Source organism: Pseudomonas sp. SORT22 (assembly GCF_018417635.1).
Classification (GTDB): Bacteria; Pseudomonadota; Gammaproteobacteria; order Pseudomonadales; family Pseudomonadaceae; genus Aquipseudomonas.
In genome coordinates this window covers 3,644,667-3,669,073 of the sequence record NZ_CP071007.1, presented here as the reverse complement: position 1 = coordinate 3,669,073, position 24,407 = coordinate 3,644,667, and the positions used below count along the sequence as shown (strand labels likewise).

The following is a 24,407-nucleotide window of genomic DNA, read 5'->3' as shown; positions in this document are numbered from 1 at the left end:
CGGGTGGCGTGGTTGACGCCGGCTGCGACTATAGGCCCGGCGCCCGGCAAAAGGCAATCGTCAGCTCCAGGCGCGCGGCCAGCACTCCTGCAGCAGGTCGCTGAACACCTTCAGGCGCGGCGAGTGCTGGCGCGACGGCGGGTAGACCAATGCCAGTTCACGCCAGCGCCCGGAAAACGGCTCCAGCACCGGTACCAGACGCCCGTCGGCCAGGGCCTGGCGGGCGACGAAATCCATCACCTGGACAATGCCGAAACCCTGCAGCGCGGCATCGATCAGCGGGTCGCCGACATCGAACAGCAGCTGCCCGCTGACCTGCACGTCGACCCGCTTGCCGTCCCGGACGAACTGCCAGTCGACGCGGCGCCCGAGGTAGGGGTTATGCACCACCAGGCAGTTGTGCCGGGCCAGGTCTTCGAGGGTCTGCGGCATGCCGTGGCGGGCCAGGTAGGCGGGGGAGGCGACGGTCACCCAGTGCATCGGCGCCAGCGGCCGGGCCACCAGGCGCACATCGCTGAGCGGGCCGATGCGCACCGCGGCGTCGAAGCCTTCTTCGGCGAGGTCGACCAGGCGATCGGTCATGGTCGCATCCACCACCAGTTGGGGATGGCGTTGGGTCAGTTCGCCCAGCAGCGGCAGGATGACGATCCGGCCAAAGGCCGAGGGCAGGCTCAGGCGCAGGGTGCCGCTGGGTTCGCAGCGGCGGTCGAGCAGCAGTTGCTCGGCTTCCTCGAAGCCGGCCAGCAAGGGGGCGCAACGCTCGCGCAGTAGCAGGCCGTCGGCGCTCAGGCTGACGCTGCGGGTGTTGCGGTGCAGCAGCTTGACCCCCAGTTGCTCTTCCAGACGGCGGATTGCCCGCGACAAGCCTGACTGGGTCAAGCCGGTGCTGGCGGCCGCGGCGGTAAAACTGCGCAGCTCGGCGACCTTGAGCAGCAGGGCAACGGTGTTCAGATCCATGATTAAAGTCATTACTGAAAGAACTGGCAGCGTATTTATCATGCCTGGCGCATGAAAGACACTGGCGCCTTCTTGCCAAGGATGCCCCGCATGTCGACTCCCACCCCGCGCCACCCTGCATTGATGCTGCTGTTGCTGGCGTGCGCCCAACTGATCATTGCCCTGGACTACACCATTGTTTTCGTCGCCTTGCCGACCATTGGCGAGCACCTGGCCATCGGCCCGCGCCAGTTGCAATGGATCATCAGCGCCTTCGGCGTGGCCTTTGGCGGCTGCCTGCTGCTTGGCGGACGCGCCGCCGACCTGCTCGGCCGCAGGCGCCTGTATCGGCTTGGCCAGGGCTTGTTCGCCATCGCCTCGCTGGCCGGCGGTCTGACCCATCAGGCCGAGATCCTGGTGCTGGCGCGGGCGCTGCAGGGGTTGGCGGGTGCCTTGCTGTTCCCCGCGACCTTGGCGCTGATCAACAGCCAGTACGCCGAAGGTGCGCCGCGCACTCGCGCCCTGGCGATCTGGAGCGCCGCCTCGGCCGCGGGCCTGGCCCTCGGCGCCTTGCTCGGCGGCATCCTCACCCAGTGGCTGGGCTGGCAGGCGGTATTTCTGGTCAACGTGCCGCTGGCGGGGGCTTGCGCCTGGGCCGCCGGCTACTGGATTCCGATCGACCCGCCACGGGCCCAAGGGCGCTCGTTTGATCTGGCCGGTGCCCTGACCATCACCCTCGGCGGCAGCCTGCTGGTGCTGGCGCTGATCGAAGGGCCGAGCTGGGGCTGGCAACGGCCGCTGTTCTGGACCGTGCTGGCGGCCGCACTCATCTGCCTGGCGGTGTTTGTGGTGATCGAAACCCGCAGCCGCGACCCGTTGATGCCGCTGCGCCTGCTGCGCACCCCGGGCCTGCGCGCGGCCATGGGCCTGACCGCAGTGTTCATGGCCAGCTTCAGCGTGCAGTACTACTTCCTGGCCTTGTACTTCCAGCAGGTCTACGGCTACAGCGTGCTTGCCAGCGGCCTGGCGTTTTTGCCGGCGACCCTGGTGTGCACCCTGGGCATCGGCATTGCCGAACGGGCGCTGGCCCGCCTGGGTTTGCGCAGCACCTTGATTATCGGCTTGCTGGCCGGCGGCCTGGGTATCCTCTGGCTCGGCTGGATGTTGCCCGGGGATGGCGCTTTTGCCCGCCTGCTGGCGCCGATTGCCTTGCTCAGCATCGGCCAGGGCATGACCTGGACGGCCATGTGGGTGTGCGCCGGGCAGGGGGTTGCGGCGGCCGAGCAGGGCGTGGCGTCAGGGATGGCGTCTACCGTCCAGCAGATTGGCGGGGCGTTGGGCCTGGCGCTGCTGGTGGGGTTGGCCAACCAGGGGCTCGACGGCTTGAGCGGCGCAGCCTGGCAGCAAGGTTACGCGCTGGGCTTGCAGCGTGCAGTACTGGTCAGCGGCGGGATCGCGCTATTGGGTGTGCTGATCGCCCTGGCGTTGCCTGGCAAGGTTCGCAGCACTTCAACAGAGGCTCAAGGCTGTTAGCCGGCTTTGACACACGGCACACTGGCGTCCCGACCCTGACTCACGGAACGAGCCGATGCCCCTGCACATTCGCCCCGCCACGCCCGCCGACGCCAGCGCCATCAGCGCAGTGATCATCCAGTCCTTGCAGCAGACCAACGCCGCCGATTATTCGGCGGCGCTGATCGCCCAGGTCGAGCAGAGCTTTACTGCAGAGCGAATACTGGCCTTGCTTGAGCAGCGCCAGGTGCTGGTGGCGCTGCTCGACCAGCAGTTGGTTGCCACTGCCAGCTTGCAAGGCAATGTGCTGCGCAGCGTGTTTGTGGCGCCAGGGGTGCAGGGCACCGGCGTGGGTCGCGCGCTGATGCAGGCGCTTGAAAACCTGGCCCGGCAAGCGGGGCAGATGGTGCTGCGGGTGCCGTCATCAATCACTGCAGAGGGGTTTTATGCCCGGCTCGGCTACGCCAAGGTCCGCGAGGTGATGGAGGGGGAGGAGCGGATCATCGTCATGGAGCGCGTTATAGGTCATTGAAATTCATGGCGCAATAGCAGTACTCGCCGCCGTTTGCACCCCTCTTTGCGCGCGGGGTACCTGGCATTTATGTCAGGTGACGCTGTTGTTCTCGATCGATAGCATCAACGGGGCCGAGGTGTTTGGTTGCAGGCAGTCAGCGAAGGTTTCAGGCACCGGGCAACAACCACCCTGTAAATCGAATTTGTGCAGGAGCACAAGCTGATGAATACATCCAGAAAAGCAGTGTTGGTCTGCGGGTTGATCTTGATGGCGTCGCCGCTGGCAGGCTGGGCCGAGACTGAAAAGTACATTTGTGAATACAGCAAGATGGAGGACAACCAGAAAAAGGATTTTGGATACGACTCTTATAAAGCATCCAGTGTCCAGGATGCCGAGAAGCAATCGCGGGCGGATCCATCCAACAAGGAAAAACAATCTGAAGACATCAAGCTTGAATGCAAGGTGTACGAAGAAGAGTAAGTGCCGTACCCACGCCGTACCCACGCCGGCTTTCAACGAAGGCGTTGTGGGCGCGGCGCTTTTGGAGGCGGTCAGCTCTGTCAAGCGTACGTTGTAACTGGTCGCTATCAATTCGCGATCACCCTGCGCTGGTTGACACCTGAAGCTGATCGCCGCCTGCCTGCAAGCAACACTCGCCAGCGCGTGCAGCGTTGGCAACAGGCGCTGGAGCAGATGCGGGCTGACGGTCGGTTGCAGCAGCGCTGGCTGAGCGACCTGGCGACGCCGCCGACACCAAGATAATCAATACCCGAGCCTGACAGATTCCCTGCCCCTAACGGTCAGGGCGCTTCGTCGTTGTCGCTGAATATCATTTGACATATTTGATTTGTGATCACATATTCGCATCACAAGAACGACAACACAGGCTTTTTTCCATGACCGACCGTCCCGTCCTGTTGCCGGCCCTGCGCCAGGTGTCCCGCGATACCCTGCAAGACCAGGTCTACCGGCAGATCCGCGAAGCGCTGATGAGCGGGCGTTTTCAGCCCGGGCAGAAGCTGACCATCCGTGGCCTGGCCGAAGCGCTGGGTTCCAGCCCCATGCCGGTGCGTGAAGCACTGCAGCGCCTGAGCGCCGAAAATGCCTTTGAAGTCACTGAAACCTCGCGCCTGCGGGTACGGGTGATGACCACTGAACGCCTGCGCGAAATCCGCGATGCGCGGGTGGCCCTCGAAGGCTTGCTGGCCGAGAAGGCCGTGGCCCATCTGGGCGATGCCGACCTGGCTGAAATCACCGAGCTCTGCGTGCAGATGCAGGCCGCCGCCGACAAGGTCGACGTGCCGGCTTACCTGTGGGGCAACTTTGCCTTTCACCGGCGCATTTATGCCGTGGCCCAGGCTGAACTGACCGTCGCCGCGGTGGAGAATTTCTGGCTGCACATGGGCCCGTGCTTTGCCCTGGTCGCCCCGGACAAAGCCCACCTGCAGCGCTCGATGCAAGCCCACGACCGCATCGTCGCCGCCCTGGCCGACCGCGATGCGGCGGCGGCGCGGGCGGCGGTGACCGACGACATCATGCAGGCCGCCGACTCCCTGGCGCGCCTGCTGGTCAACAACGACCGCGCGCGGTCTGTTTCTGGAGTGAAAAAAGCATGAGCGTTCTCAAGCGTCTGACGCCGTATCCGGGCCTGCGGGTGTTGATTTCCGGCGGCGCCGCCGGTATTGGTGAAGTGCTGGCGGCGGCCTATATCGAAGCCGGGGCCCGGGTGCATGTCTGTGATGTCAGCGAGTCAGCCCTGGCGGCGTTTCGCGACCGCTACCCAGGCAGCGTCGCCACCCGCGCCGACGTCGGCGATGCGGCGCAGATAGAGGCGCTGTTCAAGGTTCAGCGCGAGCAGTTCGGCGGCCTCGATGTGCTGGTCAACAACGCCGGCATCGCCGGGCCTACCGCCGGTATCGACGCCATCAGCGACGACGACTGGCAGCGCACCATCGACATCAACCTGACCGCGCAATACCGCTTCGCCCACCACGCGGTGCCGCTGCTCAAGGACTCGCCCAACGCCCACCTGCTGCACATCGCCTCGGTGGCCGGGCGCCTCGGTTACGCCTGGCGCACGCCGTATGCGGCGACCAAATGGGCCATCGTCGGCCTGATGAAATCCCTGGCTTCGGAGCTTGGCGACAGCGATATCCGCGTCAATGCCTTGCTGCCCGGCATCGTCGAAGGGCCGCGCATGGACGGGGTGATTCGCGCCCGTGCCGCGCAAGTGGGGGTATCCGAGGCGCTGATGCGCGAGGAGTACCTGAAGAAGATTTCCCTCAAGCGCATGGTCACTGCCGAAGACGTCGCCGCCACCGCCTTGTTCCTCTGCTCACCAGCTGCCCGCAACATCACCGGGCAAGCCATCAGCGTCGATGGCAACGTCGAATACCTCTGAGCTGTACCTGCGCTTTTACCGCACTGCTTTCTCGCCAAGAATAAAAACGGAGAACACGCATGTCCAAGAAACGCCCGGTTATCATCACCTGCGCCGTCACCGGCGCCATCCATACGCCGTCGATGTCGCCGCACCTGCCGATCACCCCGCAACAAATCGCCGACGCCGCCATCGGTGCCGCCGAGGCGGGTGCTTCAATCGTTCACCTGCACGCCCGTGATCCGTTCGACGGCAAGCCCAGCCAGGACGTCGAGCTGTTTCGCCAGTTCCTGCCGCAGATCAAGGCGCAGAGCGATGTGGTGATCAACATCACCACCGGCGGCGCGCCGACCATGGGCGTTGAAGAGCGCCTGCAGCCGGTGGCCCAGCTCAAGCCGGAGCTGGCCTCGCTGAACATGGGCTCGATGAATTTCGGCCTGTACGAAATGCTCGAGCGCTTCACCGAGTTCAAGCACGACTGGGAGCGGCCGTACCTGGAAGAGAGCGACGACCGCATCTTTCGCAACACCTTCCGCGACATCACCTACATCCTCAACGCTTGCGCCGAGAACCGCACGCGCTTCGAAATCGAGTGCTACGACATCGGTCACCTGTACACCGCCGCGCATTTCCTCCAGCGCGGGCTGCTCAAGGCGCCGTTGTTCATCCAGTCGGTGTTCGGCCTGCGCGGCGGCATCGGTGGCCACCCCGAAGACCTGGCGCACATGCGCCGCACCGCCGACCGCCTGTTTGGCGACAACTACCAGTGGTCGATCCTCGGCGCCGGGCGCAACCAGATCCCCCTGGGCACCATGGGCCTGGCCATGGGCAGCAACGTGCGCGTGGGCCTTGAGGACTCGCTGTGGGACGGCCCGGGCAAGCTGGCGGCGTCCAATGCCGACCAGGTCAAGCGCATCCGCACGGTGATCGAAGCCCTCGGCGGGCGTGTCGCCAGCCCCGACGAGGCGCGGGAAATGCTCAGCCTCAAAGGCCGCTACGCAGTCGATTTCTAGCTTGCCTGCATGCCCCGGCCGAGCCTGGCCGGGGATGTTCCCATCGCTGTCGTCACACTAGAGATTCGTGCCATGACAATTACAAGATCGCCCGAAGAACTGACTGTGCCCCGTGATCCTGCAACCCTCAACCGGTTGCTGTTCGTCAAACTCATGCCGTTGCTGATCGCCGCCTATGTGCTGAGCTTTCTCGACCGCACTAATATCGCCCTGGCCAAGCATCAACTGGATGTCGACCTGGGCATTTCCGCGGCCGCCTACGGATTGGGCGCCGGGTTGTTTTTCCTTACCTATGCGCTGTCGGAAGTGCCCAGCAACCTGATCATGCACAGGGTCGGTGCACGCTTCTGGATTGCCCGGATCATGGTGACCTGGGGCCTGATTTCCGCCGCCATGGCCTTCGTCCAGGGCGAGACTTCGTTCTACGTGCTGCGCCTGTTGCTGGGCATCGCCGAGGCCGGCTTGTTCCCCGGGGTGATGCTCTACCTGACCTACTGGTTCGGCCGCGAACAGCGCGCCCGCGCTACCGGCTACTTCCTGCTCGGGGTGTGTTTTGCCAACATCATCGGTGGGCCGTTGGGCGCGGCATTGATGCAGATGGACGGCCTGATGGGCTGGCACGGCTGGCAGTGGATGTTCATGCTCGAAGGCTTGCCGGCGGTGTTCTTCGCCTACGTGGTGTGGAAGAAGCTGCCCGACCGGCCGAGCAAGGCGCCGTGGCTGAGTAGCGCTGAAGCCGAGCAGATCGAACGCCAACTGGCCAGCGAGGCCGAGGAGGGCGCCGGCCACAGCGGGCACTCGCTCAAGCAGTGCCTGACGCCGCAGATCCTGTTGGCGATCTTTGTCTATTTCTGCCACCAGATCACCATCTACACGGTGATCTTTTTCCTGCCGGGGATTATCGGCAAGTACGGCGACCTGAGCGTGCTGCAGATCGGCTTTCTCACCTCGTTGCCGTGGCTGGCGGCAGCGGCCGGGGCGATCGTCCTGCCGCGGTTTGCCAGCACGGCGCAGCGGGCGCGACGGATCCTGGTCAGCGGTTTGCTGACCATGGCCCTGGGCCTGGCCATCGCCTCCCAGGCGGGGCCGGTACTCAGCCTCTTGGGCTTTTGCCTGTCGGCGCTGATGTTCTTTGTGGTCCAGTCGATCATCTTCCTGTATCCGGCCTCGCGCCTCAAAGGTGCGGCGCTGGCGGGCGGCCTGGGCTTCGTCAACTCCTGCGGCTTGCTTGGCGGCTTCTTCGGGCCGTCGCTGATGGGCATGATCGAGCAAAGCACCGGCAATGCCGTCAACGGTTTGAAGTTCATCGCTGTAGTGCTGGTGGTGGCGGCCTTGGCGGCGCTGCGCTTGCGCCAGGGGCATGAGCGTAACCGCGCGAAGGGCGGTGCGCTGAAAAACGCGCAGCGCCAGTCGGCCTGAGCATCGCGGGTCCAGCCCGCTCCCACAGTGGATCTGCATGCACCGGACCTGTGGGAGCGGGCTTGACCCGCGATGAGGCCATCCCAGACAACACAGCGCTTGACAGCCCACCCCCATCTCGTTTCCAATCCGCCCCCTCAGATCCACCACCCCTCATTATTTAGGTGAAGCCAGTGCCCCACGCCAACCAACACGCCTGATGCCGACGACGGACGTTTAAGCCTGTTGGTGCCTGCCTGCGCACGCACTTTCACCTGCCCGCTGTCGTCGGTTTTCGCCCTTTTGGAGAAGACCCATGACACTCGATATCCGCGAGCTCGCGCAGCTCGACCTGTTCAAGTACCCGCGCACCCCACACCTGCAAAGTTCTCGCCTGCAATCGGGCGATAGCGACCATGACCAACTGCCTTACAGCGAACTGAAGGGCCAGTACCTGGTGGTCGAGGAAAAGCTCGACGGCGCCAATGCCGCGATCAGTTTTTCTGCCGCCGGCGAGCTGTTGCTGCAGTCCCGTGGCCATTACCTGGCCGGCGGTAGCCGCGAGCGCCAGTTCAACCAGTTCAAGCAATGGGCGGCCTGCCATGAACACTGGCTGCTCGAGCACCTGGAAGACCGCTACGTGCTGTTCGGCGAGGTGATGAGCAAGCGCCACAGCGTGTTCTACGACCAGCTCCCGCACCTGTTCTTCGAGTTCGATATCTGGGACCGCGAGGCGCAGGTGTTCCTCTCCACCGCACGGCGCCAGCAGTTGCTTGCAGGCGGCCCGGTGTTGTCGGTACCGGTGCTGTTCGAAGGCATCGCGCCGCCTCGGCTGAAGGACCTGCTCGCCCTGGTCGGCCATTCCCAGGCCAAGTCGCAACGCTGGAAAGACGCGTTTGCCGAGGTCATCGCCCGTCAGCAACTGGACTTTGCCAAGGCCTGGAACCAGGGCGACCGCTCTGACCTGATGGAGGGCCTGTACCTGAAAATCGAAACCGCCGAGCACACCACCGGGCGGATCAAATGGGTGCGCCACGACTTTGTCCAGGCCATCCTCGAAGCCGATGAGCACCACCTGCGCCAGCCCTACATCCCCAACCTGCTGGCCGCCGGTGTCGACCTGTATGCGCCCGAGCCCCAGGTCACCTGGGCCAGCCTGCAGGCCGCCGAACAAGGAGTTGAATGATATGGACATGAACACATTGCGAGCGCTGATGCCCGGCCCCGGCCGCGCGGTCGACTACCCGGCACTGCTCGAGGCGATCCCGTCTCTGCGCGCATTGGCGGCAACCCCGCAAGACCCGGTCTACCACCAGGAAGGTGACGTCTGGACCCACACCATGATGGTGGTCGATGCCTTGCTCGCCGACCCTGCCTACCAACGCGCCACGCCAGAGCAGCAGTTCGTGCTGTTTTACGCTGCAGTGCTGCACGACATCGCCAAGCCGTCGTGCACGGTGATCGATGAAGTCACCGGCAAGATCGGCCAGCCCGGGCATTCGCGCCGCGGCGCGGTAGATGCGCGCATCCTGTTGTGGCAGGCCGGGGCGCCGTTTGAGCTGCGCGAAAGCATCTGCCGGATCATCAGCGTGCACCAGTTGCCGTTCTTTGCCCTGGCCGGGGACAAGAGCGGGCGTTCGGCCGAGCAGATCCTTCATCGCCTGTCGTGGGAGTTGCCGGTGTGGATGCTCTGCGCCGTGGCCAGCGCCGATATGCAGGGCCGCGGCTTTGCCGGCAAGCAGGGGCTGCTCGATGACATCGAAGTATTTCGCCTGCTGGCCGAAGACGAAGGCTGCCTGGATCGACCCAAGGCCTTTGCCGACGATTACACCCGGCGCTGCTACTTTCGCGGTGCCTCGGTGCTGCCGCAGTACAGCCTGTACCGCGAGGTGCAGGGCTCGCAGGTGATCATGCTGGCGGGGCTGCCGGCCAGCGGCAAGGACACCTGGGTCAACCAGCACGCAGCGGATCTGGCCGTGGTGTCGTTCGACGATGCCCGCCAGGAGCTGGGCCTGAGCCATGGTGACAAAGGCCCGGTGGCGCAGTACGCGATCGACAAGGCCAAGACCTTGCTACGGCGCCGTGAGCCCTTCGTGTGGAACAGCACGCACTTGTCGCAACAGATGCGCAAGAAGACCCTCGACCTGCTCTACAGCTATGACGCCGACGTGCGCCTGGTGTACCTGGAGCAGAGCGAGCGCGAGCTGATGCGCCGCAACGCCCGTCGCGACACCACGCTGCGCAACAAGGACATCGAGCGCATGTACTTTCGCTGGGAAGTGCCGACGCCGGTGGAAGCGGATCGGCTTGAATATCAGGTGTGAATCAGCGGGTATTAATGCCACTGTTGACGGGCTTTGTGCGCTTGACCAACGGCGCTAAGATCGATGTCGATGTAAGGCCATGCAGGGAACAGCACGATCATGATGAACCTGATGCACTGGAAGCTGCTGGTCGCCGTGGCCGATGCCGGCAATGTCTCGCGCGCTGCCGAGGCCTTCGGCATCACCCAGTCTGGCGCCAGCCAGGCGATCAGCCAGATGGAGGCGGCGCTGGGGGTAAAGGTGTTCGTGCGCGAGCGCACGCACACTTGCGTGACGGCGCTGGGCGAGCAGGTGCTGGTGCGTGCCCGGCGCATGGTCGCCGAGCTGGAGTCGATCCAGCACCTGGTCGACGCCAGCCGCGGTTGCCACCTTGGGCGTGTGCGCCTGGCGACCTTCCCGTCGTTGTTCGCCTCGCTGTTGCCACCGCTGTTGCAGGCTTTCAAGCGCCTGCACCCGGGTATCGAGGTGATCTGCCTGGAGGGCACCGACGAGGAGGTCGAAAGCTGGCTGGCTTCGGGGGCTACCGACCTGGGCGTGGTGATGAACCCGCTGCCGAGCCGAGATCCGGTGATGCTTGGGCGTGACCGCTGGGTGGCGGCAATACCGCTCGATCACCCCTTGGCCAGGCGCGGTAGCCTGAGCCCGGTGGAGTTGGCAGAGCTGGTCGATGAGCCGTTCATTGTCGCCACTGGTGGCTGTCATGTGCATGGCCAGAGCCTGGTGCAACAGGCAGGGCTGCACCTGAGCAACGTGCGCCTGACGGTGCGCGACTGGCGCACCGCGTTTGCCCTGGTGGGCGAGGGCATGGGCGTGTCGATCGTGCCGGCCTCAACGTTGCCAAAGGACCCGCGTGCGATGCGCGTGTATGACCTGCATCCGCCGATCTACCGGCGTTTCGGCTTGGTCAGTGCGTCGGCAAACCCGCCGTCGCCTGCGGCCCAGGCGCTGCTAAAGCATGTGCACAAGGCTATGGGCGAAGTTGGGCTTGATGTAGCGGACCACACCGCCTGACATAAGCGCAGCTAATGATCAGGTGGTGAAATTGTAAGTTTACCTGGCGCTGGCGTTTGTTGATCCTGCGCCTCTTGATCCTGTCAGGAGACGCCCGATGAAACTCTATTTCGCCCCCAATGCCTGCTCGCTGGCGCCGCATATCATCCTGCGCGAACTGGGCCTGCCATTCGAGCTGGTACGGGTCAATAACCAGAGCAAACGCTGCGCCGATGGCCGTGATTTTCGCAGCATCAACCCCAAGGGTTACGTGGCCGCGCTGCTGCTTGACAATGGTGAGGTACTGACCGAAGGGCCGGCCATTCTCCAGTACCTGGCCGACCTCAGGCCCGAGGCCGGATTGGCGCCGGCCAACGGCAGCTGGGAGCGCTCGCGGCTGCAGGAGCTGCTCAATTTCATCAGCGCCGAAATCCATGCCGGCAGCGCACCGCTGTTCAATGCCGAGCTGCCGGAGGCGGCCAGGGTGATCTTTGGCGACAAGCTGTTCAAGCGCCTGGGTTATTTGAACGAACTGCTCGGTAGCAATGACTACCTGCAGGGAGCTTTCAGCATCGCCGATGCCTACCTGTTCACTGTGCTGGGCTGGTTGCCGGTGTTTGCCATCGATATAGCGCAATGGCCAGCGCTGGCGGGTTATGTCGAGCGTGTAGCGGCCAGGCCGGCGGTGCAGGCCGCCGTCCACGCAGAGCACGCCAGCGCACCGGTCTGACCCTTCAAGGCATGCCGCTAATCCGCTTCAGGTACTGGACTCTGGCTTGCGTCTGCTTCAACAGGCAATGGGTATGGATGGTGGCGTAGCCGCTGCCGCCAACCGACTCATACGTCTCCAGTTCACAGCTGGCATCACGAAAGGCAATCCAGGTGCGCTGGGCTTTTTTCAGCGCCACGTCCTGGGTCGGGCGCCCGGGTGACGCGCCCTCGTCCTTGAAGCGTGTAACCAGCTCCTGGTAGAGCTGATTCAATTGCCGATCGGATTTTTTCAGCGAGCGCTGCATGCATTCGAGCATCTGCACTTCGGTGTTGGCGCCGGGGCACAGGCTGCTTGCCTGGGCCGGGGTAGCCAACACCATCAGCACGCTGAAACCGGCATAAATCAAGCGATACATGGGGGCGTCCTTGCGTTGAAGTTATTTCAGTCTATTGGTGTTGCGGCCAGGTATCGCCAATCACCAGCCAGCAGGCCTTGGACTGTACATGCACATGTTTTTGCCGGGCAGGCTCGAACGGCGTATCCAGGGTGCCCAGCGCAACGCTGACCCAGTCCGGATACTCGCCACTGGCATTGGCCCAGAACAGGCTCGCGCCGCAGCCTGAACAAAAGCTGCGGCTGACCGTGGGTGATGACTTGAACACCTGCAACATGCCCTGCGGATCGCTGCAGCTCAGGGCCGCAGCCGGCACGCTGGCGTACGTGGCGAAGGCTGCGCCATGGGCTTTGCGGCACTGGCTGCAGTGGCAGTGGCTGACGGCTTTTAGCGGGGTGTTGATGCGGTAGCTGACGGCGCCGCACAGGCAGCTGCCGTGAAAATCGCTGGTTGTCGGCGCAGATTTGTCGTTGTTCATCCCTGGAGCCCGGTAGAATTTCGCCCGCGATCATAAACCAAGGACAGGAACACCACGATGCGTGAACGTAAATCAGCCCGGCTGTTAGTCATCAGCCCCTCCCGCAGCGTGTTGCTGTTTCGCTTCGTCCATCGCAACGGCGCGCTGGCCGGTGACGATTACTGGGCAACGCCGGGAGGCGGTGTGGAGGAGGGCGAAAACTTCGAACAGGCCGCCATTCGCGAGCTGCGCGAAGAAACCGGCATCGAGGTCGACGCGGTGGGCGCGCACTTGAGCGAGCGGCGCTTTACCATGCAGCTACCCAGCGGCGAGTGGGTCACGTCGGTCGAGCAGTACTACCTGATCCAGGCGCAAAACCAGCAGCTGTGCCGCCAGGGCTGGACGGCTTCGGAGGTCGAGGTAATGGCCGATCATCGCTGGTGGTCGGCCGAGGAACTGCGGCAAACCACCGACATAGTGTGGCCCGAGCGGCTGATTGAAACCCTTGAGTCGGCCGGGGTGTTCAGCGCCGCGCCAGCGCATGGCTGACGCATTGCTCGTAGTAGGTCTGCTTGATGGCTGCGGGCTTGAGACGTGACTGGCTGTTGTAGGTCTGTTCGGTGATGCCCATGGCGGTCATGCGCATCCACGGCTTGTTGAACTTACGCACCTGCAGGCGCTTGCGCGCGGCGTACAGGGTCACCCCTGACAGCTTCGACTGCTGCGCGCCGGCGGCAATCTGCGAACCCCAACTGCACATGTAGCGGTCATTGTTGCCCAGGGCCTTGGCCTGGACACCGAGCGGGAGGGCGAGCAGAAAAAACGCTGCCAGGGTTAATCCATAAGCCCGCATAGCACCTACCTAACTTGCTGAAAAGAAAGCGAGTTTGCCAACGAAGCGGCTAGCAGGGGGCCAGCAATTTGCCTTATTTGCGCCTGAATTTCACAGCAGTTGCGCTTGTGGCTGACGGCCCAGCAGCAGGCTTTCTGCAGCAACGACAAAGGTGCTGCCCAGCAGCCAGAAGGCATCGTGAACCTGGCTCATGAGGTAGCAGGCGCCCTGGCTGTCGACAAACAGCGCGCCATGGCCGTGGTGGACATCGCCGATGCACACCAGGGTGGTGTTGAGCTTGTGTTGCATCCTCACGATGACTTTGTCGTCGTGCAGGGCGGGCTTGGCCCTGAACTCGATGTCGCCGGCAGCGCATTCTTCACCGGCGCCGCAGTGGCCGACGCACAGGCCGTTGAGGCTCAGCAGCAGCGTGGCCGCCGGATGGTTGGTCGGCACACTGGCCGGTAGCGGGTTGTTGGCCGGCCATCCGGCGGCAATGAACAGTGGGCGTAGGGTGTCAGGTAGGTCGATTGGCATGTCTGCTCTCTGGTCGAATCCGTGCGAGGGGCCAGATTAACACGCCAGTCATCATTGCCCCCTGCGCAGCGCTGGCAACATCAGGCTTGACCTCTACTTAAGTCGAGGTTTGATACTCGCCGCTCCCATCATTCGGAGCAGCACCATGACCGCAGCTTTCCACCTGTCCAACCCCGAAGGCCTCTATGATCCCAGCGCCAATGCCTACTCCCATGTGGCTGAAGTCGCCGCCAATGCCCGGCTGCTGTACATCGCCGGGCAGGGTGGTGAAGACCTTGAAGGCCGCTTGTCGAGTGACTTTGCCGAGCAGGCACGCCAGGCCCTGGGCAATCTGCAGATTGCCCTGGCATCCAGAGGCGCAAGCCTGGCCGATGTGTTCAAGCTGACCCTGCTGATCGTCGACCACGACGAGGCCAGGCTGCGTATCTGGGGTAGCGAGGCCAAGCGGGCCTGGGGCAGCAACATGACCCCGACCTGCACGCTGACCCCGGTGCCGCGCCTGGCGCTCGACGGCATGTTGATCGAAATCGACGCGGTCGCCGCGCTAGCTGCCGGGTGACATGTTTTAGCGATGGCATTGGCCCCGGCTTTTGTAAACAATAGCGCCCGCAAAACGCGCTGTTCGTTCACTTATCGAGATACCAATGCCGTCGATTCTTCCGCTGTATGAGGTCCAGCCATGAGCGGCCTTACTGTCGAGCTCCTGCAAACCGGCCCCGAGCAGATCGAGCTGATCCGCAACCTCTACCAGTTTTACGCCTACGAGTCGTCGGACTGGGAACAGGAAGACGTCGAGGTCGATGGCCGCTTCTATGTGCATGACGAGCACCTGCAACGCTACTGGCAAGAGCCGCAGTGGAGCGCCAACCTGATCCTGGTCGACGGCTACATCGCCGGCTTCCTGCTGATCGAACGCAGCGAGCTGCCGGACCTCGACGCCCTGGAGCTGGCCGACCTGTTCATCCTCAAGCGCTACCGGCGCAAGGGCATCGCCAGCGCCCTGGCCAGCCAGGTGCTGGCGAGCGGGCAGAACCAGTGGCTGGTGCGTTACTACGACCAGGACGAAACCGCCCATGCCTTCTGGCGCGCGGTGCTCGACAAGTTGCCGCGGCCGGTACGCTCGATCGAACTGGACGACGAGCCGGAACTGGTGAACTTCCTCGTGACCCGGGCCTTGCACTGACAGCCAGGTCGCAAGGTGCCAACCCTCAGCACTCAGGGTCGGTCAGCGACAGCCAGTCAGGCCGTCTTCCAGCCTTGACCTGTGAAGCAATCGAAGCGGTGAAACTGTCCTCGTTCTTGTACTTCTGCTGCAGACAGCGCAACGCCCGGTACGCCGCGCTGTGTGAGTCAAAGCGGGTCCAGCCGCTGTCGTGGTAAATCCATACCGGTTTGGCGGCATTGTGCAGTCGATGGCCATTGCCGTCGGCTGCAGCAATGGGCGTGGATATCTTCAGGCTCAGGTCGACGGGGTACAAGGGGGTGCCGTCCAGTCCGAGGACATTGAGCGTGCTATCCAGGGGTGCCTGGGTTTCGAAATAGGCTTTGCGTCTTTTTTGGCACAACGTTGAGGTGACGCCGCGCGCTCGTTTTCTATAGGTGTCGATCTGAGCCAGGGTAGCGAATTTTTTACCCAGGTAGAGGTAGCCGGATGCCGGTACACGACAATCGACAATCTCCATTTCCGGGTAAAGGGACTGTTGCGTCTTTGAGTCGTAGATGTTGAAACCCGTGGGAAATGCCAAAGGGTTGGCCGCCGATTCGGCTTCTTTTTTCCAGGTTGTGAAGTAGCGGTGGATGACCGAGTGGCTCAGACCATAAAACAACGAGGCTGACTGCATGCTGGGGAACAGCCGGTTGCACACTTTGTAGTAATGCTGCAGGGTGCGGCCCCTGAGCAGGAAGGGATCGATTTCCGGGTAAGTGGGCGCACCGCTGGCATCGGGCACGTTCAGCCCATGAGGGAAAACCCCGGCCTTGATGTAACGATTGATCTGGCTGGTGAACGCAAAGTAAGTGATGTTCTCACTGTGGCTGGATTGTCCGAAAGCGCTCATGCGGTTTTCGTAAAGAATGCCGTTCAGCAGAACAGGCTTGGACACCAGGTCGATCAGAAACTCGGCGTTTTTGAGGCGAGCAACGTCCAGCAGTCCCTGTTGGCTTTCCTGGAATAGTTTGTTCCCGGAGGCGTCCAGCAGGTTGAAGCCTTGATAAAAAAGGTTGCTCGATACCATTCTTCGAAACAGGGCGGCCAGGTTGGATTCGGTACCGACGCTTTCCTTTGCGGCAGCCTCGCTGATGGTGTGATAAGCATTGCCTCTCACCCAATAGCGGGGGTAGGCGTAACGGGTGTTCCAGGCTTTCTTGTAGCCCTCCATGCGGTTGGCCTGAGTCTGCTCCTGGATAAGCGCCCGGCTGTTTTCCATATACACCGGCCGGTCTTCGTCCAGATAGTTGAAACCTTCCGGAAAAAAGCCTTGCTTGGCCCAGTTGTGATACCAGGCTTTGAATGTGTTGTAGTCCGTGCAATACCCGGATTCGATATCGACTTCCAGGGCGTTGGCGATTTCCAGTGGGCTATGGGCCTAGAAGGCCACTTTGATCCCCGCGTACTTTTTGCCGTTGAACAGCACCGGTTGCCTGGCCTTTTCCCGCAGAAGCTCCAGTACATGCTCGGGCATCTGCAGGCCACTGACCCCTTCGCCTCCGTCGGTCAAGTTGGTCAGGCAACCGCTATTGTTCGAACTGCGCCCCCAATGTGCGATCAGCTTGATTTCAAGGTCATTGGCGTACTCGCTTGAGTGACAGGGAATGATCTGGATGAGTACCTTATCCCTGCCGACCTTGTTGATGGTGTGGATCTTGCGCATGTTTTTGGACGGTGCGTATTTGGCCGTCGTCGCCGCTTCATAGTAGTGAAAGGCGTAGCGTCGCTTGATGCCTTTACCCACATAAAACGGTTGCGGGGCATTGTGCTCGGTATCGAGCTTGTCCGTGCGCCTGAGGATGTAGACATAGGCGCTGTTTGCATCATCCAGCAGTAATGATGGGAACTTGACTGCGTCCTGGTAGGTGAAGGCCGCAAGCTCACCGATAAGCGGGATGTTGAAGGTTCCTTGTGTCGCTTGAGCCAGGCTTTTGCTGGTGACTGCCGAGCGTTGCGGCAAATTTGCCTGGGTGGCATTACTCATGGGGTTCAAGGTCCTTGCTTGCGGGGTGTACGGCGGATGCAGTGCGCGCTGAGCGGCAAGCTTGCCGGGTTGTCCGGGTAACAGCAAGTTGCCCACCAGGGCTGAAGCTCACACCGACCGTTGTTGCCAGCGCCTGTCCAGGCTTGCCAGCGGATTGCCGAGCCGTTGCGGGGTCTCGCCGGTCAACTGGCACAGCAGCTCGATCAGTGTTTCGCCGTCCAGTACGCCTTGCTCGCGCAGCCGTTCAGCGAGCACCCGCAGCACCGGCCAGTAAGCGCGTAGCAGGCTGTGACAGCGACCCAGGGCCATGGGCCCGGCCTGCGCAACCTGGCGCGCCGGCAGCAGGGCGATCAGTTCATGGGCCCGGCGCAGGTCGCCGGCGCCACTGGTGGTGAGAAAGCGATCATCGGCGCTGTGACGGTAGATTGCCTCGGCCACGGGGCCGGCGAAGCAGTTGAGCAGGTCGCGTTCGATCAGCTCGATCATCGATGGCAGGTGTTCGGCGATGCCTGGCGGCTCGAAGGCGGGCAGGGGCACCAGGTAGTCCGCCTCGACCAGGCCCTTGACCGCCTGCAGGTTGCCGCGCAAATCCACCATCGGCCCGATCAGCGCTTCTGCCCGGGTGCGCACGGTTACCCGCCTGATCGCCAGGCCGTTCCACCAGAAGGCCAGGGCATGGCCGGCTTCGTGGTAGGCGGTGCGACGCGGACGGCTGTTCATGGTCATGACCTCAGGTGAGGCGGCTATCGCTACGATCTGCTCCTTCCCTGGGGTTGGTATAAGAGATTATGGCTATCGGCGGGCAATACTGCGTCTATTTGCTGACTGCCGGGGCCGGGACTAGCCTTGATGATGCGCTGGCGGGTGCCGGCCGGACCTGATGTGGAGATAACTAAAACGCTGGATACAAAGGTAGCTCACCCATGTCTACTGAATCGAAATGCCCGTTCAGTCATGCCGCTGGCGGTGGTACGACGAACCGCGACTGGTGGCCGAACCAACTGAACCTGAAGATCCTCCACCAGCACTCGCCGCAGTCCGATCCCCAAGGCGATGGCTTCAACTATGCCGAGGCCTTCAAGAGCCTGGACTTTCAAGCCCTGAAACAAGACCTGCATGCTTTGATGACCGATTCCCAGGACTGGTGGCCAGCGGATTTCGGTCATTACGGGCCGCTGTTCATCCGCATGGCCTGGCACAGCGCCGGCACCTACCGCACTGGTGATGGCCGTGGCGGCGCAGGCTCCGGACAACAACGCTTCGCGCCGCTCAACAGCTGGCCTGACAACGTCAGCCTGGACAAGGCCCGGCGCCTGCTGTGGCCGATCAAGCAGAAGTATGGCCGGAGCATCTCCTGGGCCGACCTGATCGTGCTCACCGGCAACGTTGCCCTGGAATCCATGGGCTTCAAGACTTTTGGTTTTTCTGGCGGCCGCGCGGATGTCTGGGAGCCGGATGAAGACGTCTACTGGGGCTCGGAAAACAAGTGGCTGGGTGGCGATACCCGCTACGGCAAGGGCCCGCAGCCGATGCAGGAGCCTGGTGAGGGCACCCTGGTGGCCGAGCCCGAGCAGCACGGCAACGAAGAAAGCCGCACCGACCAGGGCCGCAACCTGGAAAACCCCCTGGCCGCGGTGCAAATGGGCCTGATCTACGTCAACCCGGAAGGCCCGGAAGGCAACCCCGACCCGGTCGCCGCCGCCAAGGACATCCGCGAAACCTTTGCACGCATGGCCATGAACGATGAAGAAACCGTGGCCCTGATCGCCGGCGGCCATGCCTTCGGTAAAACCCACGGCGCCGGCCCTGCCGATAACGTCGGCCCGGAACCGGAAGCCGCCGGTCTTGAAGAACAGGGCCTGGGCTGGCGCAACAGCTTTGGCACGGGCAAAGGCGCCGACACCATCACCAGCGGCCTGGAAGTGACCTGGACCACCACGCCAACGCGCTGGAGCAACAACTACCTGGAAAACCTCTTCGGCTTCGACTGGGAACTGACCAAGAGCCCGGCCGGGGCCAACCAGTGGACGCCAAAAAACGGCGCTGGTGCGGGGATCATCCCCGATGCCCACGACCCGAACAAACGGCGCAACCCGACCATGCTCACCACCGACCTGTCGCTGCGCTTCGACCCGATCTACGAGCCGATCTCGCGGCGCTTTCTGGCCAATCCCGAGCAATTGAGCGATGCCTTTGCCCGTGCCTGGTACAAGCTGATCCACCGCGACATGGGCCCGCTGTCGCGTTACCTGGGCCCGGAACTGCCCAGCGAAGAGCTGCTCTGGCAAGACCCGATCCCGGCGCTCGACCATGCCCTGGTCGATGACAGCGACGTGACCGCACTGAAGGCCAGGCTGTTGGCGTCGGGGCTGTCGGTGGCCGAACGGGTGTCCACGGCCTGGGCGGCGGCCTCGACCTTCCGCGGCTCCGACAAGCGCGGCGGGGCCAATGGCGGGCGCCTGCGCCTGGCGCCGCAGAAGTTCTGGCAGGCCAACCAGCCTGAGCAGCTGGCCAAGGTGCTGAGCGTGCTGGAAGGCATCCAGAACGACTTCAACAGTGCCCAGGCCGGTGGCAAGAAAATCTCCCTGGCCGACCTGATCGTGCTGGCAGGCAGCGCCGCGGTCGAGCAGGCGGCCAAGAACGCCGGGGTCGACATCCGCGTGGCGTTTGCCCCGGGGCGCATGGATGCCTCGCAGGAGCAGACCGACGTCGAGTCGTTCGGTTTTCTTGAGCCCAATGCCGATGGTTTTCGCAACTACCTGAAGAACAGCTACCGGGTGCCGGCCGAGGCCTTGCTGATCGACAAAGCGCAACTGCTGACCTTGAGCGCGCCGGAAATGACCGTGCTGGTGGGCGGCCTGCGGGTGCTGGGGGCCAATGCCGGGCAAAGCAAGCACGGCGTCTTCACTCAGCAGCCGGGTACACTGAGCAACGACTTTTTCGTCAACCTGCTGGACATGGGCGTGGAGTGGAAGCCGGTGTCGGCGGCCAACGAAACGTTCGAAGGGCGTGACCGCAAGACCGGCGCGGTGAAATGGACCGGCACCCGGGTCGACCTGGTGTTTGGTTCCAACTCGCAACTGCGGGCGCTGGCGGAGTTCTATGCCAGTCGCGACGCCAAGGAGCAATTCATCAAGGACTTCGTCGCGGCCTGGACGAAAGTGATGAACCTGGACCGGTTCGATCTCAAGTAAGCCTCATCGCGGGTCAGTTCCGCTTCCCTGTGGGAGCGGAACTGACCCGCGATCGAGCGCGCAGCGGTGGTAATGCAGGCACCAAAGAGCCAATCAGCGCTGCGCCAGCCAGTAGTCATGCAGCGCCCGCGCCGCCGGGGCAATCGCCACCACCCGCTGACGATGCAAGGCAACGTCCAGGTTCGCCGGCAGCTCGAATTCATCCTGCTCGGCCCAGCCGGTAATCACCTGCAAGGCCTGCATTTGCGCTTCAGGCAGCACCGGCCAGTTGGCAATGGCGATACCGCGCAAATAACCAAAGCACCATTCCTCCGCCAATGGCAACGGCTGGCCCTGGTGTTCGGTCTGCTCAAGGCGCGGGGCAAATGCCTGCGGCGCTTCAACCAGTTGGGTGGCCAGGCTGTTCAGGTGACGGGCACACAGCTCGACGAAGCGCTGGCAGTCAGCAGCGTTTTGCCATTCCGGCATCTGCCCGCCCCAGATCGCCGGGAACCACTTGCGGATGTCCACCTGCACCGGGCTCGACACCAGCGCAGTGAAGTAGCCGTCGAGCTCCGAGGCGTTGAGCACCGAGTGGTCATCGCCGTACTGCTGCAAAGTGGCGTCGAGGAACGCGAAGTCGGCGGCAGCCAGTGGCAGGTCATGCATGGGGATCTCCTTGGCCGCTCAGGCGCGGGCAAAAGGCGGGGAGGATGAGGCTTTGTGCAGTGTAAATCCAGCCCCGTTGCTTCAAGTTGGGCCTCACCCCATGGGCGTCAGCTGCTGCAACTGCTCGGCGCTGGGAAAACCGAGGGTGCGAAAGCGTGGCGGGTAGAGCTCGCCGTCTTTGCTCAGCAGCCCGCCCAGCAGTGTTTCAACCTCGTGCCAGGCCACCACCTGGGTCTGGGCCGAGCCGTCTGCCTGGGGCTGGACCAGGATCACCCGGTCGGTTTGCGGCAACGAGGTGAACACGCCCTCGGTCCAGGCCGCGATCGAAAAGCTGCTATTGCCGTTTTCGGCGTCGCTGTAAAGCCTGTGGGTGGCGACGAAGATGTCCTCGGGATGGGCTTCGTGGATCTTGTCGAGAAACTCTTTTTGCGTGCTATAGATGCCGTGGCGCAGCAGCCGCTGCAGGTCGCCCAGGCGCGCTTGCAGGTGCGCGTCCTGCACCTGGAAGGGCACGATGCGGCGGTCGTGATAGGTATAGATCTGGCTCGACTGCGCGCGCCCGTGCTCCAGCGCGTGGAAGCTCAGCTCGACCATCTGCCGCAGATTGTCGGCGTCCTTGTCGCCGGTGACCATCAGCACATCGCGGCTGGGCATCATGAACACCGGCTGGCCCTTGAGCGCCAAGCGCTGCAGCACGTCGGGCAGCAGCACGCGGCTGGTGTCGTAGCCGTCCTTCCAGGCGCCCTGGTACAAACCGGGGAGGATCGCTTCGAAGGCATCGGGGCTGGCGTCGCGCAGGTTGTCCAGGGCAATCGCCAGCGCCTGCTCCAGGCTGATGCCCCAGTCCTGTGGCGGGCCGGCGGTCTGGGTCGAGGTGGTGTCGGGGTAGTCGATGGCCAGCAAGGTCACGCAGTCTTCGCAGAACGGCTGCCAGGCCATGGGGCAGGGCGAGTCCCAGCCTTGATGACGGACCTGATGCAGGCGGATCTCTTCGAGCATGGCCAGGTTGCGGATCACCGGCCGCAGCAGCGGTCTAACCTGCTCCAGGGGCTGCACCGCGCTGCTGTTGCGGCTGTCGATCAGGCCGCGCAGGTAGCTGTCGAGCACCTGGGCTTTACGCGCCTTGTCGGCGTTCAGGTAGTCGCGGTAGGCGTTGTGCAGGTTGAAGTAGCTGCTACCGCCGTAGCGCAGGCGAAAGTCGTCGGCCTGATAGTCCAGTGGCTCGGCATAACCGCCGGCGCGCGCGGCCTTGATGAAGGTACGGGCAAAGCCTTCCTCGGTAGGCGTGCGCTTGAACAGTGTGTCGAAAAGTGCCCTGAACATGTGCGAAATCCTCCGTGAACGCGAAGTGCGCATGATGCTCGTGGTGGTGGGAGGGGTAAAGCTGAATATCTGCGCCTCGTCCAGGCCTGGCGGCCGATTTTGCACCTTCGCACGCGGCTGAATGCACCGCTGCCCGCTGGCTCCCCGTTCCGCTGTGGGCAATTTTGGTGCTAAATAGGCCGCTCAGGTAATTCGTCCAGACCCTGCAGCGTCATGCCGTGCAATGAGAACAACTATGCGAACCCATCTTCAAAGCCGTGAAATCCCCGTGCTCCAGACCCCGTGTGGTGCAAGCCTTAACCCAGTCAGCCATCAACCCTCGGCGGTAGCAGCATGATCGAAGTCACAGAGGTTTCCATTGCCCAGCTGCGCGCTGCGCTCGAGTCCGGCCAGACCACCGCGGTGGAGCTGGTCAAGGCCTACCTGGCGCGCATCGACGCCTACGATGGCGCGGACACTGCCACCAAGCTCAATGCTGTAGTGGTGCGCAACCCCGAAGCGCTGAACGAAGCGCAGGCTTCTGACGAACGCCGCGCCCAGGGCCAGACCCTCGGCCCGCTCGACGGCATCCCCTACACCGCCAAGGACAGCTACTTGGTCAAGGGCCTGACCGCCGCCTCCGGCAGCCCGGCCTTCGCTGACCTTGTGGCCTATCGCGACGCCTTCACCATCGAGCGCCTGCGCGCTGCCGGCGCCATCTGCCTGGGCAAGACCAACATGCCGCCGATGGCCAACGGCGGCATGCAGCGCGGCGTTTATGGCCGCGCCGAAAGCCCGTACAACGCCGACTACCTGACCGCACCGTTTGCCTCCGGCTCGTCCAACGGCGCCGGTACTGCCACGGCGGCCAGCTTCGCCGCCTTCGGCCTGGCCGAAGAAACCTGGTCCAGTGGTCGCGGCCCGGCCTCGAACAACGGCCTGTGCGCCTACACGCCCTCGCGTGGGGTGATCTCGGTGCGTGGCAACTGGCCGCTGACGCCGACCATGGACGTGGTGGTGCCCTTTGCCCGGACCATGGCCGACCTGCTCGAAGTGCTCGACATCGTCGTCGCCCAAGACCCGGACAAACGCGGCGATCTGTGGCGCCTGCAGCCCTGGGTGCCAATCCCCAGCGTCGATTCGGTGCGCCCGGCCTCCTACCACGAGCTTGCAGTCGATGCCGCAGCGCTCAAGGGCAAGCGTTTCGGCGTGCCGCGCATGTACATCAATGCCGACCCTGAAGCCGGCACCAGCGAAGCCCCGGGCATCGGTGGCCCGACCGGCCAGCGGATCAACACCCGGCCATCGGTGATCGCCCTCTGGGAGCAGGCGCGCAAGGCCCTGGAAGCGGCCGGTGGCGAAGTCATCGAAGTCGATTTCCCCCTGGTGTCCAACTGCGAAGGCGATCGCCCGGGTGCGCCGACCGTGTTCAATCGCGGCCTGGTGTCCAAGGAGTTCCTTCACCACGAACTGTGGGACCTGACCGCCTGGGCCTTCGATGATTTCCTCCAGGCCAACGGCGACCCCAAGCTCAACCGCCTGGTCGATGTCGACGGGCCGAAGATTTTCCCGCATGATCCGGGTACGCTGCCCAACCGCGAAGGCGACCTGGCCGCGGGCATGGACGAATACGTGCGCATGGCCGAGCGCGGCATCACCCCGTGGGACCAGATCAGCACTGTGCCGGACGGCCTGCGCGGCCTGGAACAGACCCGGCGCATCGACCTCGAAGACTGGATGGATGCGCTCAAACTCGACGTGGTGATCTTTCCGACTGTCGCTGACGTCGGCCCGGCCAATGCCGATGTCGACCCGGCGTCGGCCGACATTGCCTGGAGCAACGGCGTGTGGGTGGCCAACGGCAACCTGGCGATCCGTCACCTGGGCGTGCCGACGGTGACCGTGCCGATGGGCGTGATGGCCGATATCGGCATGCCGGTGGGCTTGACCTTTGCCGGTCGCGCCTACGACGATTCGTCATTGCTGCGCCTGGCGGCTGCCTTCGAGTCGACCGGCTCCCGGCGCCTGGTGCCGCCGCGCACGCCGGCGCTGGCCGGCGGCAAGTAAGCAGAA

Annotated in this window: 26 protein-coding genes; 16 read left to right on the top strand and 10 right to left on the bottom strand. The window is 63.5% G+C overall.

Annotated elements, in window-relative coordinates:
* Positions 1-60: 60 nt before the first annotated feature.
* Positions 61-957: a LysR family transcriptional regulator gene (locus JYG36_RS16680; protein WP_213601689.1), complete on the bottom strand. Its 897-nt coding sequence runs from the start codon at positions 955-957 to the stop codon at positions 61-63.
* Between the two features lie 81 nt (positions 958-1,038).
* Here JYG36_RS16680 and JYG36_RS16675 point away from each other — a divergent pair, with 81 nt between their 5' ends.
* The 11 genes from JYG36_RS16675 to gstA all read left to right on the top strand — a co-directional run bounded on the left by JYG36_RS16675 (position 1,039) and on the right by gstA (position 11,797).
* Positions 1,039-2,469 (top strand): MFS transporter, encoded by a 1,431-nt coding sequence (locus tag JYG36_RS16675; protein WP_249744443.1) that lies wholly within the window; start codon positions 1,039-1,041, stop codon positions 2,467-2,469.
* 55 nt (positions 2,470-2,524) lie between these two features.
* Positions 2,525-2,980: a GNAT family N-acetyltransferase gene (locus JYG36_RS16670; RefSeq protein ID WP_213601688.1), complete on the top strand. Its 456-nt coding sequence runs from the start codon at positions 2,525-2,527 to the stop codon at positions 2,978-2,980.
* Between the two features lie 204 nt (positions 2,981-3,184).
* Complete coding sequence (locus tag JYG36_RS16665; protein WP_045201284.1) at positions 3,185-3,442, top strand: hypothetical protein; 258 nt, start codon at positions 3,185-3,187, stop codon at positions 3,440-3,442.
* Between the two features lie 416 nt (positions 3,443-3,858).
* On the top strand, positions 3,859-4,578 hold the full coding sequence (locus tag JYG36_RS16660) for a GntR family transcriptional regulator (protein ID WP_045201285.1): 720 nt from the start codon (positions 3,859-3,861) through the stop codon (positions 4,576-4,578).
* Entirely contained in the window at positions 4,575-5,363 is a 789-nt protein-coding gene (locus JYG36_RS16655) for an SDR family oxidoreductase (RefSeq protein ID WP_093384317.1), read from the top strand. The genes JYG36_RS16660 and JYG36_RS16655 overlap by 4 nt, the downstream gene beginning before the upstream one ends.
* A 59-nt stretch (positions 5,364-5,422) precedes the next feature.
* The gene (gene kce, locus JYG36_RS16650; RefSeq protein ID WP_213601687.1) at positions 5,423-6,355 is read left to right on the top strand and encodes a 3,5-dioxohexanoate:acetyl-CoA acetone transferase; all 933 of its coding nucleotides are present in this window, start codon (positions 5,423-5,425) and stop codon (positions 6,353-6,355) included.
* A 72-nt stretch (positions 6,356-6,427) separates the two neighbouring features.
* On the top strand, positions 6,428-7,774 hold the full coding sequence (locus JYG36_RS16645; RefSeq protein ID WP_213601686.1) for an MFS transporter: 1,347 nt from the start codon (positions 6,428-6,430) through the stop codon (positions 7,772-7,774).
* A 295-nt stretch (positions 7,775-8,069) separates the two neighbouring features.
* Entirely contained in the window at positions 8,070-8,939 is an 870-nt protein-coding gene (locus JYG36_RS16640) for an RNA ligase family protein (protein WP_213601685.1), read from the top strand.
* Between the two features lies 1 nt (position 8,940).
* Positions 8,941-10,077: an AAA family ATPase gene (locus JYG36_RS16635; RefSeq protein ID WP_093384295.1), complete on the top strand. Its 1,137-nt coding sequence runs from the start codon at positions 8,941-8,943 to the stop codon at positions 10,075-10,077.
* 99 nt (positions 10,078-10,176) lie between these two features.
* The gene (locus tag JYG36_RS16630) at positions 10,177-11,088 is read left to right on the top strand and encodes a LysR family transcriptional regulator (RefSeq protein WP_195883724.1); all 912 of its coding nucleotides are present in this window, start codon (positions 10,177-10,179) and stop codon (positions 11,086-11,088) included.
* A gap of 97 nt (positions 11,089-11,185) precedes the next feature.
* A complete protein-coding gene (gene gstA / locus JYG36_RS16625; protein WP_195883725.1) occupies positions 11,186-11,797 on the top strand; it encodes a glutathione transferase GstA in 612 nt (203 codons plus the stop codon).
* Between the two features lie 4 nt (positions 11,798-11,801).
* Here the strand turns inward: gstA and JYG36_RS16620 are convergent, their stop codons facing one another.
* The gene (locus JYG36_RS16620) at positions 11,802-12,194 is read right to left on the bottom strand and encodes a lysozyme inhibitor LprI family protein (protein ID WP_213601684.1); all 393 of its coding nucleotides are present in this window, start codon (positions 12,192-12,194) and stop codon (positions 11,802-11,804) included.
* 31 nt (positions 12,195-12,225) lie between these two features.
* Positions 12,226-12,651: a GFA family protein gene (locus JYG36_RS16615; RefSeq protein WP_093384280.1), complete on the bottom strand. Its 426-nt coding sequence runs from the start codon at positions 12,649-12,651 to the stop codon at positions 12,226-12,228.
* A gap of 57 nt (positions 12,652-12,708) precedes the next feature.
* On the opposite strand from JYG36_RS16615, the gene JYG36_RS16610 reads away from it, so the two are divergent.
* Positions 12,709-13,179, top strand: a complete 471-nt coding sequence (locus tag JYG36_RS16610) for an NUDIX hydrolase (protein ID WP_093384276.1) — start codon at positions 12,709-12,711, stop codon at positions 13,177-13,179.
* On the opposite strand, the gene JYG36_RS16605 is transcribed toward JYG36_RS16610, so the two are convergent.
* Both JYG36_RS16605 and JYG36_RS16600 read right to left on the bottom strand, forming a co-directional pair.
* Positions 13,154-13,483: a hypothetical protein gene (locus JYG36_RS16605; protein ID WP_213601682.1), complete on the bottom strand. Its 330-nt coding sequence runs from the start codon at positions 13,481-13,483 to the stop codon at positions 13,154-13,156. The two genes, JYG36_RS16610 and JYG36_RS16605, sit on opposite strands and share 26 nt — an antisense overlap.
* 90 nt (positions 13,484-13,573) lie before the next feature.
* Positions 13,574-13,999 carry an SUKH-3 domain-containing protein gene (locus JYG36_RS16600; protein ID WP_213601679.1) on the bottom strand — a complete coding sequence of 142 codons (426 nt, stop codon included), beginning with the start codon at positions 13,997-13,999 and terminating at the stop codon, positions 13,574-13,576.
* A gap of 145 nt (positions 14,000-14,144) precedes the next feature.
* On the opposite strand from JYG36_RS16600, the gene JYG36_RS16595 reads away from it, so the two are divergent.
* Complete coding sequence (locus JYG36_RS16595; protein WP_093384267.1) at positions 14,145-14,558, top strand: RidA family protein; 414 nt, start codon at positions 14,145-14,147, stop codon at positions 14,556-14,558.
* A 120-nt stretch (positions 14,559-14,678) separates the two neighbouring features.
* Positions 14,679-15,182: a GNAT family N-acetyltransferase gene (locus JYG36_RS16590; protein WP_213601677.1), complete on the top strand. Its 504-nt coding sequence runs from the start codon at positions 14,679-14,681 to the stop codon at positions 15,180-15,182.
* 25 nt (positions 15,183-15,207) lie between these two features.
* On the opposite strand, the gene JYG36_RS16585 is transcribed toward JYG36_RS16590, so the two are convergent.
* The 3 genes from JYG36_RS16585 to JYG36_RS16575 form a co-directional block, all read right to left on the bottom strand.
* Positions 15,208-16,431, bottom strand: a complete 1,224-nt coding sequence (locus JYG36_RS16585) for a hypothetical protein (RefSeq protein WP_213601675.1) — start codon at positions 16,429-16,431, stop codon at positions 15,208-15,210.
* Positions 16,432-16,584: 153 nt separating this feature from the next.
* On the bottom strand, positions 16,585-17,190 hold the full coding sequence (locus JYG36_RS16580; RefSeq protein WP_213601673.1) for a GIY-YIG nuclease family protein: 606 nt from the start codon (positions 17,188-17,190) through the stop codon (positions 16,585-16,587).
* Positions 17,191-17,298: 108 nt separating this feature from the next.
* Positions 17,299-17,910: a M41 family metallopeptidase gene (locus JYG36_RS16575; RefSeq protein WP_213601671.1), complete on the bottom strand. Its 612-nt coding sequence runs from the start codon at positions 17,908-17,910 to the stop codon at positions 17,299-17,301.
* A gap of 203 nt (positions 17,911-18,113) precedes the next feature.
* Here JYG36_RS16575 and katG point away from each other — a divergent pair, with 203 nt between their 5' ends.
* The gene (katG, locus tag JYG36_RS16570; protein WP_213601669.1) at positions 18,114-20,384 is read left to right on the top strand and encodes a catalase/peroxidase HPI; all 2,271 of its coding nucleotides are present in this window, start codon (positions 18,114-18,116) and stop codon (positions 20,382-20,384) included.
* A 93-nt stretch (positions 20,385-20,477) separates the two neighbouring features.
* On the opposite strand, the gene JYG36_RS16565 is transcribed toward katG, so the two are convergent.
* Both JYG36_RS16565 and JYG36_RS16560 read right to left on the bottom strand, forming a co-directional pair.
* On the bottom strand, positions 20,478-21,032 hold the full coding sequence (locus tag JYG36_RS16565) for a UPF0149 family protein (RefSeq protein ID WP_213601667.1): 555 nt from the start codon (positions 21,030-21,032) through the stop codon (positions 20,478-20,480).
* Between the two features lie 93 nt (positions 21,033-21,125).
* Positions 21,126-22,355, bottom strand: a complete 1,230-nt coding sequence (locus tag JYG36_RS16560; RefSeq protein ID WP_213601665.1) for a DUF1444 domain-containing protein — start codon at positions 22,353-22,355, stop codon at positions 21,126-21,128.
* Positions 22,356-22,688: 333 nt separating this feature from the next.
* Here JYG36_RS16560 and JYG36_RS16555 point away from each other — a divergent pair, with 333 nt between their 5' ends.
* Positions 22,689-24,401 carry an amidase gene (locus JYG36_RS16555; RefSeq protein ID WP_213601663.1) on the top strand — a complete coding sequence of 571 codons (1,713 nt, stop codon included), beginning with the start codon at positions 22,689-22,691 and terminating at the stop codon, positions 24,399-24,401.
* The last annotated feature ends 6 nt before the right edge of the window (positions 24,402-24,407 follow it).